The 12,973-nt window shown below is 71.1% G+C and carries 12 protein-coding genes; 2 read left to right on the top strand and 10 right to left on the bottom strand.

All coding sequences use genetic code 11. The features are described from left to right. A complete protein-coding gene (locus ACWIGI_RS16355; RefSeq protein WP_454203212.1) occupies positions 1–171 on the bottom strand; it encodes a hypothetical protein in 171 nt (56 codons plus the stop codon). Positions 172–283: 112 nt separating this feature from the next. After that, complete coding sequence (locus ACWIGI_RS16350; RefSeq protein ID WP_454203406.1) at positions 284–1,750, bottom strand: FGGY-family carbohydrate kinase; 1,467 nt, start codon at positions 1,748–1,750, stop codon at positions 284–286. Between the two features lie 254 nt (positions 1,751–2,004). Here ACWIGI_RS16350 and ACWIGI_RS16345 point away from each other — a divergent pair, with 254 nt between their 5' ends. After that, on the top strand, positions 2,005–3,096 hold the full coding sequence (locus ACWIGI_RS16345; protein WP_454203211.1) for a winged helix DNA-binding domain-containing protein: 1,092 nt from the start codon (positions 2,005–2,007) through the stop codon (positions 3,094–3,096). An 18-nt stretch (positions 3,097–3,114) separates the two neighbouring features. On the opposite strand, the gene ACWIGI_RS16340 is transcribed toward ACWIGI_RS16345, so the two are convergent. After that, on the bottom strand, positions 3,115–3,855 hold the full coding sequence (locus ACWIGI_RS16340; RefSeq protein WP_454203210.1) for a tyrosine-protein phosphatase: 741 nt from the start codon (positions 3,853–3,855) through the stop codon (positions 3,115–3,117). A 97-nt stretch (positions 3,856–3,952) separates the two neighbouring features. Further along, positions 3,953–6,148, bottom strand: a complete 2,196-nt coding sequence (locus tag ACWIGI_RS16335; RefSeq protein WP_454203209.1) for a pyruvate, phosphate dikinase — start codon at positions 6,146–6,148, stop codon at positions 3,953–3,955. 240 nt (positions 6,149–6,388) lie between these two features. Here ACWIGI_RS16335 and ACWIGI_RS16330 point away from each other — a divergent pair, with 240 nt between their 5' ends. Next, positions 6,389–8,005 carry an AMP-binding protein gene (locus ACWIGI_RS16330; protein WP_454203208.1) on the top strand — a complete coding sequence of 539 codons (1,617 nt, stop codon included), beginning with the start codon at positions 6,389–6,391 and terminating at the stop codon, positions 8,003–8,005. A gap of 20 nt (positions 8,006–8,025) precedes the next feature. Here the strand turns inward: ACWIGI_RS16330 and ACWIGI_RS16325 are convergent, their stop codons facing one another. The 6 genes from ACWIGI_RS16325 to kstD all read right to left on the bottom strand — a co-directional run bounded on the left by ACWIGI_RS16325 (position 8,026) and on the right by kstD (position 12,973). After that, positions 8,026–8,613: a Dabb family protein gene (locus tag ACWIGI_RS16325; RefSeq protein WP_454203207.1), complete on the bottom strand. Its 588-nt coding sequence runs from the start codon at positions 8,611–8,613 to the stop codon at positions 8,026–8,028. After that, entirely contained in the window at positions 8,610–8,954 is a 345-nt protein-coding gene (locus tag ACWIGI_RS16320; protein WP_454203206.1) for a hypothetical protein, read from the bottom strand. Before ACWIGI_RS16320 ends, ACWIGI_RS16325 begins: the two co-directional genes overlap by 4 nt. Further along, positions 8,951–9,409 (bottom strand): LLM class flavin-dependent oxidoreductase, encoded by a 459-nt coding sequence (locus tag ACWIGI_RS16315; protein WP_454203205.1) that lies wholly within the window; start codon positions 9,407–9,409, stop codon positions 8,951–8,953. The genes ACWIGI_RS16320 and ACWIGI_RS16315 overlap by 4 nt, the downstream gene beginning before the upstream one ends. Positions 9,410–9,628: 219 nt before the next feature. Continuing rightward, positions 9,629–10,444 (bottom strand): SDR family NAD(P)-dependent oxidoreductase, encoded by an 816-nt coding sequence (locus ACWIGI_RS16310; RefSeq protein ID WP_454203204.1) that lies wholly within the window; start codon positions 10,442–10,444, stop codon positions 9,629–9,631. A 10-nt stretch (positions 10,445–10,454) separates the two neighbouring features. Beyond that, positions 10,455–11,186: a glucose 1-dehydrogenase gene (locus tag ACWIGI_RS16305; RefSeq protein WP_454203203.1), complete on the bottom strand. Its 732-nt coding sequence runs from the start codon at positions 11,184–11,186 to the stop codon at positions 10,455–10,457. An 11-nt stretch (positions 11,187–11,197) separates the two neighbouring features. Beyond that, a complete protein-coding gene (gene kstD, locus ACWIGI_RS16300; protein WP_454203202.1) occupies positions 11,198–12,973 on the bottom strand; it encodes a 3-oxosteroid 1-dehydrogenase in 1,776 nt (591 codons plus the stop codon).

Below are 12,973 nucleotides of genomic sequence, written 5' to 3'. Positions count from 1 at the left end.
TCAGCCGAAGACCACCGGGTCGTCGGAGAGGAATTCGTCCCAGGTGCCATGCCGTTCCAGGTAGGTGCGCACGGCATCCCGGGCGATCTCCTGTTTCGACCGCCCTTCGACTACCGCCTGCGCGCTCAGCGCAGCTTCTTGATCAGCGTTGAGCCGCAACGTCCATGCCACGGCGCAAGTTGTATCACCTCCGGGTCCCGCTGTCCTGCGTTCCGCGATCGCGGAGCAACCCACCGCGCACCATGCTGAAAAGGAATAAATCGGACACGTCGCGCGGCGGCGGTCAGGACGCGCGGTGCTGTTCGGCGGCCAGGAAATGGGCGGTGGCGCGGGTGGTTTCGTAGAGGGTGCGGTAGTGCCGGTAGTACCTGTCGTACTGCGCAGTGTGCGCCGGGTCGGGATCGACGGTGGCGACGATCGGGTTCCAGTCGGCGGTGGGCAGGCCCAGGGCCTCGGCCGCGAGCAGGGCGTCGCCCAGCGCCGCGCCGATGGTCTCGGCCGGCAATTGCTGAGGCAGACCGGTGATATCGGAGACGATGCGGGTCCACAGCCCGCCCCGGGTGCCGCCGCCCACCGCGATCAACCGGGTTGCCCGACCGCCCGCGTCGGTCATGGCCTCGAGGTTGTGGCGGACGCCGTAGCCGATGCCCTCCAGCACCGCGCGATAGAGCTCGGCGCGACCGTGGCTCAGGGTGAGCCCGGCGATCACCCCGCGTGCGCTGGGATCGAACAGCGGCGTGCGCTCGCCGGCGAAGTAGGGCAGCACCAGCAGCCCGCGGCTACCGGGTGGCACCGCGGCCGCGTCGGCGGTGAGTTCGCCGAACACCCCGCCGACGAGGGTGCGCAACCAGTCGGTGACCGCGCCGGAGGTCGCCATGCCCGCGGCGGAAGTGTATGTGCCGGGGCGGGTTCCACAGGTGGTCCACAGTCCGGGATGCGGTCGCGGCGCGGTCAGCACCTGGGTCAGGAACAGGGTGGTGCCGTACATGATCATGGTGTCGCCGGGATCGCGGGCGCCGATGCCCGCAGCCTCGGCCCAGGCGTCGATGGTGCCGGTGGTGACCGGCAGTCCGGCGGGCAGACCGGTTTCGGCCGCGGCCCGCGCGGTGAGGTGGCCGACAATCTCGGTGGGCCAGGCCAATTCGGGCAGCGGCAGGCCGGGAGCGACCGAATCGGCCCAGTCCCGGGCCCAGTCGCGGGCCGCCAGGTCGTACATGGGCACGCACTGGCTCGCCGACTGGTGATCCAGGACGTAGCGGCCGGTGAGCCGGTGCACCAGAAACGAACTCGCCATCAGCAGCATGCGCGTGTCTTTCCAGACCTGCGGTTCGTGCCGGGCCAGCCAGCGCAGTTTGGGCCCGACGGCCTGGCTGGTCAGCGGCGAGCCGGAGCGCTCGAGCACGGTGTCCGCGCCCAGTTCGTCGGTCAGCTCGGCTATTTCGATGCCGGCGCGGGTGTCGACGCCGTAGAGGATGGCCGGGCGCAGCGGCAGCCCGTGCTCGTCGGCGGGCAGCAGGCAGGGCCCGATACCGCTCACCGCGAGGGCGTCGACGGGCGGGCCGTCCTCGGTCAGCTCGCGCGCGATCGACCGGAAGTCCGCCCACCACACGGCGTCGGCGTCGTGCTCGACCCAGCCGGGCCGGGGCATGGACACCGCGTGCGAACGCTCGGAGCGCCGCACGACGCGGCCGCGATGGTCGGCGAGGACGCCCTTCGACGCCGAGGTGCCGATGTCTATGCCGAGCAGCATGATCGCCACGGGTGGGTCGGACGACGACCGCTGTCCGGGATCTCGCCCGGGCGGCTGTCCGCCGCCGGGCGGGGATGATCGGTGACGAGGGTGGTGCCGATTCGGGCCAATGCCTTGCCTCCCCGCGGTGGGTGGACTCTCGACTCCCCCTCAGAATCCCAGCTCCGTCGCCGTGACATGCCCGAATCCGGAAGATCGGTCTGCTCCGCCGAGATAGGACACGTCCTGTCCTAATCCCCGGCGACACTGATCCCATGACGGAAATCTCGCTCCGCACGCTGAACCGGACCCTGCTGCTGCGCCAGTCGCTCGTCGAGCGCGCCGACATGTCCGCCGCCGACCTCGTCCGCCGGCTGGTCGCGGTGCAGGGCCAGGAACCGAACTGGCCGTACGTCGGCCTGTGGTCCCGGCTCACCGACTTCCGCAACGACGAGCTGGAGGGGTTGCTGCGCGATCGAACCGTGGTGCGCTCCACCATGATCCGGCGCACGGTGCATCTCGCCGACGCGGCGGACTACCGCTGGCTGTACCCGACGGTGCGCCCGGCCGTCGAACAGCTGTACACCGCCGCCTACTTCCAGGAGGCGCTCGGCGCCACGGACCGCGACGAATTCCGTTCCGTGGGAGCGCGATTGCTCGCCGGGCGCACGCTGTCGCGCCGCGAGCTGGGGCGCGAACTCGCCGCGCACTTCCCGAGCCCGCATCCCGGGCGGCTCGCCCAGGCGCTGGGGCTGGTCCTGCCGCTCGTCCACGACCACACCGCCGGGGTGTGGGGCGCGTGGCGCAATCGGTACGTCTCGGTCACGCTCGCGCAGGACTGGACCGGCGAGCCCGTGCACGACGCGCCGGATCCGGAGACCCTGATCCGGCGCTACCTGGCCGCCTTCGGACCCGCGAGCGTGGCCGACATGCAGGCGTGGTCGGGGGTGACCCGGCTCGCGGCGGTCGTCGCCCGCCTGCGGCCGAGCCTGCGGGTGTACCGCGACGACACCGGCCGCGAGCTCTTCGATCTGCCGGACGCGCCGCTGGCCGACGCGGACCTGCCGGTTCCGGTCCGGCTGCTGCCCGCGTTCGACAACGCCGCCCTCGGGCACAAGGATCGCCGCCGGATCATCAGCGACGCGGACCGCGCCCGGATCAACCGGATCGCCTCGGCGGGCGTGCCGATGTACCTGGTGGACGGTTTCGTGCACGGCTCGTGGGCGGTGGAGGGCTCGACCGTTCGCATCACGCCGTGGCACCCCTTCGCCCCCGGCGCCCGCGAACAGGTGGAGGCCGAGGCCCACGCCCTGCTGCCGACGATCGCCTTGGGGGAAGAGGGCAAGGTCGTCGTCGAACCGCGATAGGCCGCTGCCCGCCGCGGGTCAGTTCGGTTGCACCACAAGGGTTTCGCGCAGGCTCGCGAGTTCCTCCGTCGGCAGGCCGTTGGCCAGCAGCCAGGCCGCGGCGCCGCCGTGGTCGGCGTGCAGATTGCGCAGGAAACCGAGCATGACCTCGGGGGTGATGGCCAGGATCCCGGTATTGGCCGGGGGCAGGCCGGTGTAGGAGGGCAGCGCGTTCAGGCGGTCCCGCACCCGCTGCATCCGCTCGTTGGTCAGGACGTAGTCGTGTGCGATGGCCTCGTGGTCCACGCCGACGGCGTCCAGTAATACCGCGGCCAGCACGCCCGTGCGGTCCTTGCCCGCGGCGCAGTGGAACAGCACCGAGCGGCGCTCGGGATCGATGATGAGGCGGACCGCTTCGACGATGTGCTCGGCGCTGCCCGCCAGCAGCTGACCGTACAGGTCGGTCAGATCGACGCGCGTCTTGTCGGGCACCAGATCCCGTGCCGCCAGCGAGGATTGCGGCGACTTGCGGATGGGCAGCCCCGCGATGCGGATCTCGGTGCCCGCGATCGGGCCGTAGCCCTCGCGGTCGACCTCGTCGGGCAGGCGCAGGTCGATGACCGTGCGCAGCCCCAGCGGGCCGAGCAGGCGCGCCAGGTCCGACTCGGTGGCCTGCTGCAGGGTGCTGGAGCGGAAGACCATGCCGAAACGGGTTGTCCCGCCCCCGGTTACGGGGAGTCCGCCCAGATCGCGCACGTTGTCGATCTGGGCGAACTCCACCCATCGCCGGTCCGCCGCGGCAGGGGACGCTGGGGAATGGCGGGCGGCGGAGTCGGAAAGTGTGGGGTCGGCGGACATCGACGGCGCGAGTACGGGATCAGTGGGCACGGCCGGCCGCCGCTTCCTCGGCGCGGGTCAGACCGCACAGGCCGATCAGATCCTCGTGCAGTTCGAACCACACGGTGTGATAGCTGTCCATGATGGGCCGGGCGACGTAGGTGAGGTCGCCCTCGGCGATGCGCTCGACGGCCCGGTCCAGGCGATCGGTGTAGCGGACCAGGCGCGGGGCCAGGCCACCGAGCCGGTGCACCAGCGGGCGCAGGGCCCGGTGGGTGGCGGCCAGGCGGGCCAGCACCGCCGCGTCGTAGTCGGCGTCGGCGTGATCGTTGACCGTCGCCGGATCCTTCATCTGCCAGTCGGTGATGATCACCTTGAGATCGGCGTTGTAGCCGCAGAATTCGTCGTAGGCGACGGTGAGCGCGGCGTGGTCGACGCTCGCGCGCTCGGCCTCGAGCAGCTCCGCCAGCCGGGGACGCCCCTCGGGGGTGAGCCGGAAGCCGGCCGGGGTGGTCGCGCACAGTCCGGCGGCGACCAGGCCCTCGCAGTGCGCGGTGATGTCGGCGACGTCCGCGCCCAGGCTCGCGGCCAGGTTCTCCGCGCTCACCCGGCCCTTGATGCCGACGAGCCGCAGCAGTGCCAGCTCGGTGACGGGCGCGTCCACCGGAGCCGCGCCCGGCGCGACATCGGTGCCGGTGTCTTCCGTTGCGCCGGAACGCTGTTCGAGCCGATCGGCCAGCGCCGCGGGCTCCACGCCCGCCCACTCGGCCAGCCGCGCCACGTCGTCGAGCACGCTCTGCTCGACGGGCTTGGCGGTGATCTGACCCGAAAGCACCAGTCCCGCACCGCCGTCGACGGTGACGGTCCGGCCGACCAGCGCGGCCACGACGCCCGGACCGCAGCCGACCACGCAGGGCCGTCCCAGTTCCCGGCTCACCAGCGCGGCGTGCGAGGTGGTCCCGCCCAGTTCGGTGACGATCGCGCGCGCGGCGATCATGCCGTGCAGATCGTCCGGGCTGGTGGTGGGGCGCACCAGGATGACGTCCTCGCCGGCCTCGGCGCGCGCCTCGGCCTCGTCGGGATCGACCACGACCACACCCGAAGCCAGTCCGGGACAGGCGGATTCACCGCGCGCCAGTGGCTCGTGCCCGGCGGTGTCACCCGTGGCCGGGCGCAGCACCTCGCGCACCTGGTCGGCGGTGACCCGATCCAGGGCCTCCCCGGCATCGATCAGGCCCTCCGCGACCATGGCCACGGCCGCGCGCGTGGCGGCCCGCGCGGTCCGCTTGGCCGGGCGCGACTGCAGCATCCACAGCGTGCCCGATTCCACGGTGAACTCGATGTCCTGCATATCGCGGCCGTCGCGTTCGAGCAGTTCGGTGGCGGCGATCAGGCGCGCGTGCACCGCGGGCTGGGTCGCGGCCAGGTCGGCGAGCGGGCGCGGGGTCAGGCGGCCCGAGACCACGTCCTCACCCTGCCCGCCCACCAGCCACTCGCCGTACACCGGGCCGTCGCCGGTGTTGGGGTTGCGGCTGAACAGCACGCCGGTGCCGGAGCGCTCGTCGAGGTTGCCGAACACCATGGCCTGCACCGTGACAGCGGTGCCGAGCGCGTCGGGCACCCCGCGATTGCGGCGATAGGTCTTGGCGCGCGCGGAATCCCACGACCGGAACACCGCCTCGATGGCGCCGCGCAGCTGCTGCCACGGGTCCGCGGGCACGACGCCGTCCGCCGCGCCGAGTACGGTCTCGCGGTACTGGTGCACGAAGCGATCGCGGGTGTCGTTGGCGTACACCGGATTCGAGGTCTCGGCCGCGAGCGCGGCCTGCACCTCGTCGGTCATACCGAGGTTGAGCACCGTGTCCATCATGCCGGGCATGGACACCGCCGAACCCGAGCGCACCGACACCAGCAGCGGCCGTCGCGCGCCGCCGAAGGAGCGCCCGGTCCCGCGCTCGATCATGGCGATGCCGGCGCGCACCCGCTCCCAGATCTCGTCGGCGATGACCCCGCGCCGGGTGTAGTCCGCCCAGGCGTCGGTGGTGATGACGAAGGCGGGCGGGACCGGCAGGCCGAGGGCCCGCATGTGGTCGATGCTCCACGCCTTGCCGCCGATGCGCTCGCGGGACAGCCCGCAGGCGCCGTCGAGTTCGGCGACGGTCACGGCGGCACCGGCCGGGCCGGCGATCGGCTCGGCCACGTCGGGTCGCTGCTCGAGCTCGGCTCCCGCGGTCATGTCACTCCTTCGATGTTCGGAATTCATCAGCACTCCAGCGCTCACCGCTCGAACGCGGCCTATCGGGCATATGCCGACCGGAAATATCCCTGTCATCGAGCGTGCCGGGCGATCGCCCTCACCCCCAACCCGCATCCCGATCAGCGGAATCACGCGACGCGGGCCGATGGCACGCCCGGTCACCGGGATGGCACGCGAAAAACGGGCATTCGGGTGGGGGCGGTGCGGCAGGATGGGCGAATGGATCGGCGGCATGCGGCATCCATCGGCGGAAGCTCGGCGTCCGGCCCGATCAGCACCATTCCGGCCCTCGTGGCGGACCGTGCCCGGCGGTATCCGGACGCCGTCGCGATAGCCGGGCCCACGGGGCGAGTGACCTACGCGGAATTGGCCGAACAGGCGGCGGCGGTCACGCGCGCGGCCATCGCCTCGGGGCTCGAGACCGGCGACCGCGTCGGGATGTGGGCGCCCAACACCGACCGCTGGATCGTCGCCGCGCTCGGGCTGCTCGGGGCCGGAGCCACGCTGGTGCCGATCAGCACCCGGTTCAAGGGTCCCGAGGCCGCCGACATCCTGGCCCGCGCCCGGGCCAAGGCCGTCTGCACGGTGCAGGAGTTCCTGGGCAACGACTACCCGGGCATGCTCGCCGCGGCCGGGCCGCTGCCCGACCTCGAACACCTCATCCTGCTCGACGACGCGCCGGGCGACACCGCCGCGGACTGGGACACCAGTTCGTGGGCCGGATTCCTGGCCCCGGGCCAGGTGATCCCCGCCTCGGCCGCGAAGGACCGGGTGGCGGAGGTGACCCCGGATTCGATCTCGGACATCCTGTTCACCTCCGGCACCACCGGCGCACCGAAGGGCGTCCTGGCCACCCACGGGCAGACCCTGGCGGTGTTCACCGCGTGGGCCGAGGCGGTGACGCTGCGGCCGCGTGATCGCTACCTGCTGGTGAATCCGTTCTCGCACACCTTCGGCTACAAGGCCGGGATCATCGCCTGTCTGCTGTGCACCGCCACCATGGTGCCGCTGGCCCGGTTCGAACCGGAGCCGGCGCTGCGCCTCATCGAGAGCGAGCGCATCAGCGTGCTCGCCGGTCCCCCGACGCTTTTCACCGATCTGCTGAACAGCGATCACGGTGACTACCGGCTGGGTTCGGTGCGCCTGGCCGGCACCGGGGGCGCGACGATCCCCGCCGAACTCGTCGAGCGCGTCCGCACCGAACTCGGGGTGCCGTCGGTGTTCACCGCCTACGGCCTCACCGAATCGGTGGGCGTGGTCTCGGTCTGCCCGCCCGGCGCGCCGGTCGAGTTGCTGACCGAGACGGTGGGAAAGCCGTTGTCCGGCACCCACGTTCGCATCGTGAACCCCGACGGCGGCAACACCGCGCCGGGTGAGCCCGGGGAGATTCTGGTCAAGGGTCCCAACGTGATGCTCGGCTACCTCGACGATCCCGCGACGACCGCGGCGGTCATCGACGTCAACGGCTACCTGCACACCGGCGACGCCGGGTACCTCGGCGCCGACGGGTATCTGCGCATCACCGATCGCCTCAAGGACATGTTCATCGTCGGCGGTTTCAACGCCTACCCGGCCGAGATCGAGCGGGTCCTGCTCGGGCACCCGCAGATTCGCGACGTCGCCGTCGTCGGCATCCCCGACAGCAGGCTCGGCGAGGTCGGCCGGGCCGTGGTGGTGCCCGCCGATCCCGCGGCCGCCGACGCGGCGGCGATCGTCGAGTGGTCCCGGAAACGATTGGCCGGGTACAAGGTTCCGCGCGAGGTGGTGTTCACCGGCGCCCTGCCCCGCAACACCGGCGGCAAGGTCCTCAAGGAGCAGCTGCGCGGCCCCCGCTGAGCGGCGGCGGCCGCGGGCGCTCACTGCCCCAGCACCGCCCCGTCCGCCCGGCGATACAGGTGCGCGATCTCCGGGGTCACGATCGAGCCCGGGATCTCGCTGTCGAACCAGCGATCGACGTGCGTCCAGTGGTACGGGTGTAGCAGATAGTCGCCGTTGAGCCCGTCGGCGTCGGCGAACTCCTGCTCCCAGGCGTGCGTCCAGCGCGGGTGGCCCGACACCCGGCTCAGCGACCAGGATTTGATGGCGGCGATATGACCGGGCATCGCCGTGAGATCGGCTTCGAAGCGCGCGATCACCGCGGCGGGCGTGCCCGCGCGCACCGTGAGCAGCAGGGTGCGCTTGATCCGGTCCGGTCCACCGAGCGGAACCGTCAGCGCGCGAAGCGGTTCCAGCCGCACCGCGTCGCCGTCCAGGCCGGGCAGGGCTTGCTCGGGCGTGAGGTCGGCGTGCAGATCCCACACCGCGCCGCGGCCACCGGCGCTGCCGGGCAGGTCCAACCCTCCCGAGCAGTGCCGCACCCCGGGCAGCGCGGCGGCCGCCGCCGCACGCGCGGTGACGTCGCGCTCGGTCGCCGGCGCGTCGCTCAGAATTATCCAGCGGCTCATGCCGTTTCCCTTTCGGAGACCGATTCCGCACCCGCGGCCAGCACGTGCCGCTGCCGTTCCAGCGCCAGCGCGTCGGTCCGCGACCAGAACTCGGCGACCGCCGGATCCGCCCCGGCCGCCGCGCGCATGCCGTAGAAGTCGTAGATGCCGGGCAGTTCCCAGACGATGTGCAGGGCGACCGCGTCGGCGCCCAGGTGTGCGCGCCAGACGTGCGGTGCGCGCAGCCCCCGGGTGATGGCGCCCGGCACGTAGTCCGCGCGCCAGCCGGCGAGCCAGTCCTCGACCCGGTCGGCGGGCAGGACGATCCGGTCCAGTACCCGGACCCCGGCCTCGGCGCTCACAGCGTCGCCACCACGTCGTTGCGGTAGCGATCCACGTATCCGGCAAGCGATTCCACGCCGTTCAGCAGCGATTCCGGGCCGAACATGGGCGGGGTGAGCACGAGGCGGCTCGCCCCCGCAGCGACATAGGGCCGCACGTAGTCGGCGTCGAACTCCCGGGTGAAGTCGAACGACCCGGGCCAGATCGTCATCTCCACCGCGTCCTCGGAACGTCCGGCGGCGGTGGCGATCTCGCGAATCCGGTCGGCGCCGCGCGCGAAGTCGTCCGCGCCGATGGTGTACGGGAACCAGCCGTCGCCGACCTGGGCCGCGCGCCGCACCGCCGGAAGACTGTTGCCGCCCAGCACGATCGGGATGGACCGCCGGCCGGATGCCCGGCGGCGATCTCGGGACGCCGATGACTGATCCGCTCGAAACCCTGGCGTTCGTGGCTGCGGCCTCGACGACCCGCTCATCAGCCGCCTCCGTTGTTCGAGAATCCAGCCTCCCAGCGGGGCCGTTCTTCGAGGCTCCCGTGTTACCGGCGTCACAACACAGGACCGGTCTCGATCAGCGAGACCGGCAATATGCGCAGGTCAAGGCTGTCCAACCGGCACAACGACCGTTAGCCGCACACCGGAAGGGCGTGCGGCCAACGGTCGTCCGGCCGCGCGGGCGCGGTCCTGCGGCGGAGGTCAGATCTCCTTGCGCATCTGCGCGGTGAGCGGCTTCATGTAGCCGGAGCCGAGCAGGCGCTGCATCCAGTTCATCGCCTTGGCGTCGGTGCCGATCAGGATGAGCGGGTCGTTCTTCCGGATGCCCTTGAGGATCGTCTGCGCGCACTGCTCGGGCGTGGTCTTGGCCAGGCCGTCGAAGTTCTTGGCCAGCGCGTCCCGATCGCGGTTGGCCGAAGCCCGTGCCTTCCAGGCGATCTCGGTCTTGATCATGCCGGGGTGCACGCTGGAGACGCCGACGTTGTTGCCCGCGATGATCATTTCCTGGCGCAGCGCGTCGGTGAAGGCGCGCATGGCGAACTTCGACGAGCTGTAGCCGCTCTGGCTCGGGCAGGCCACCAGGCCGAACATGCTGGACACGTTGGCGATGTGGCCGTCACCGGAGGCGACGACGTGCGGCAGAAACGCCTTCGTGCCGTGCGCGGTGCCCCAGAAATTGATGTTGAAGATCCATTCGAAGTCTTCCCAGGTCACGTCCTCGACGTTGGCGGTCAGCGAGACGCCGGCGTTGTTGATGACGATATTGACCTTGCCGAAGTCCGAGACCACCTCGTCCGCGTGCTCGTACACCGCCGCGCGATCGGTGACGTCGAGCTTGTACGCGCGGGCCTTGACGCCCTCCTTCTCGCACAGCGCCGCCGTCTCGGCGACACTCTCGAGATTGCGGCCCGACAGTGCCAGGTGCGCACCGTTCTTGGCCAGCTCGACCGCCAGCGCGCGGCCGATGCCCGCGCCCGCACCGGTGATGACGGCGACCTTGCCGTGGAAGTCCTTCATGATCTTTCCCTTACTGCGTGGTGAAGCCACCGTCGGCGATGAATTCCGACCCGGTGCTGTAGGAGGACTCGTCGGAGATGAGGAACAGCACCAGATTGGCGAGCTCCCCCGGGGTCCCCGGACGGGCGATGGGCTGATTGGCCGCGATGGACGCCGAACGATCGGAGGTGGCGACCATCTCGGTGGCGACGATCCCGGGGTGCACGGAGTTGACGCGAATGTTGTCCGGCGCGAACTCCTGAGCGGCGGTCTTGGACATCCCGCGCACCGCCCACTTGGAGGCCACGTACCCGAGGATGTTCGAGTAGCCGATGAGCCCGCCGGTCGAGGAGATGTTCACGATCGAGCCGGCGCCCGCGGCGCGCATCGAGCCGACCACGGCCTTCATACCCAGGAACACACCGACCTGGTTCACGTCGATGACCCGGCGGTAGTCGGCCTCGGACAGCTTCTCGATGGGGTCCACGTGCACGATGCCCGCGTTGTTGACCAGGCCCGAGACCGGGCCGAACGCCGCCTCGGCCCGCGCGACCACGACGTTCCAGGCCGCCTCGTCGGTGACGTCCAGCGGCAGGAACAGGGCCCGCTCGCCGAGTTCGGCGGCCAGGTCGGCGCCCTCCCGCTCGAGGACGTCGGTGATGACGACGCTCGCGCCCTCCTCGACGAGCCTGCGCGCGAAGGCCGCGCCCATGCCGCGCGCGCCGCCGGTGACGATGACGTTCTTGGTGCTTACCCGTCCCATATCGCCGCTCCTCAGTTCCGGGCCGCGCCGGCCGGGGCCGCGCCGCGCTTGGCGTTCCGTTTGGGCTGTGCGGACCCGGTCCGCTCGGACGCTGCCGAATCGGCCTGCGCCGCATCCGATTCCGCGTCGTCCCGGTCGGCCATGTGGTTGGCGGCGATGTAGCCGAACACCATGGCCGGTCCGATCGTCGCGCCCGCGCCGGCGTAGTCGTTGCCCATGACTGCCGCGGAGTTGTTGCCCGCCGAGTACAGGCCCGCGATGACCTCGCCGCGCTCGTCCAGCACGCGCGCGTGCTCGTCGGTGACCAGGCCGCCCTTGGTGCCCAGATCGCCGGGGACCATTTCCACCGCGTAGAACGGGCCGCGCTCGATAGGCGCGAGGTTCGGGTTCGGCTTCACGGTCGGGTCACCGTAGTAGCGGTCGTAGGCGGAATCGCCGCGCTGGAAGTCCTCGTCGCGGCCCGCCCTGGCGAAGCCGTTGAAACGCTCCACCGTGGCGGCGAGCTTGGCGGCCGGGATGTCCAGCTGCGCGGCCAGGTCGGCCAGGGTATCGGCCTGCTTGATGATGCCCTTGTCGAAATACGCCTGGGGCAGTGGCCGTTTGGGGAAGTTGCCCAGGAACAGGTAGTGGTCGCGGAAGTTCTGGTCGAAGATGAAGTGCGACGGCCCGCTGCTGCGCCCGGCCGCGGCCTCCTCGTACATCTTGTGCACGACGTTGACGTACGGCGCGGATTCGTTGACGAAACGCTCGCCCTCGTCGTTGACCATGATCGCGCCGGGCTGCGCGCGCTCGGCCAGGCAGAAGAACGGCGGGCGGTCGCCGCCGCTGCGCACCGACGGACCCCACCACGCGTCGTCCATGAGATCGGTTGCCGCGCCGACGTTCTGGCCCGCGACGATGCCGTCGCCGACATTCTCGACGGCGCCGACGGTCCACGCGGTGGACTGCGGGCCGGAGATGTACTTCTCACGCATTTCCAGGTTGTGTTCGAACCCGCCGGCCGCCAGCACCACGCCGTACTTGGCCCTGATGACCACCGGGGCGCCCTCGTGCTCGGCGCGCACGCCGACCACGACGCCGTCCTGCACGATCAGCTCGGACAGCGGGGTGTTCAGCCACACCGGCACGCCCGCGTCGCGCAGCGACAGCCACAGCCGCGCGGCCAGCGCCTTGCCCAGGCTCAGCGGCTTGGCGCCCTTGACCAGGGCCAGCGCGGTGCGCGCGCCGACCTTGACCGCGGTCTTCTTGGCGGTCCAGGTGCGCGCGATCATGTTCAGGTCGTGGAAATCGCTGACCGTGATGGCCAGCCCGCCCGGCGCGGACATGGTCGGCTGGTTGATCTTGTGCAGATCACCGCCGAGCAGTCGGCCGTCGATCACCTTGGGCTCGATGGACCGGCCCTGTGCCAGACCGCCCGGGTACTCCGGGTGGTAGTCGGAATAGCCGCGGTCGTAATCGAATTCCCAGTAGCGCGAGCGCGCGCCGAGGTAGTCGAACATCTTCGGGCCCTCGTCCAGGAAGGCCCGCTGCTTGGCATCGGGAACACGGTCGCCGACAACGGCTTTCAGGTATGTCCGCGCCATGGTCGGGCTGTCCGGCACGCCCGCGGCCTTCAGCACCGGGTTGTTCGGCACCCAGATGCCGCCGCCCGAGCGCGCGGTGGAACCGCCGAACAGGCGCGATTTCTCGATCAGGGTGACCGACAGGCCGCGATAGGCGGCGGTCAGGGCGGCGGTCATACCGGCCGCTCCGGAACCTACGACGACAACGTCGAATTCGAATTCCAT

It is taken from the genome of Nocardia sp. NPDC055321 (assembly GCF_053645575.1).
The sequence above is the reverse complement of the archived record's forward strand: the minus strand, read 5'-3'. Positions and strand labels throughout refer to the sequence as shown.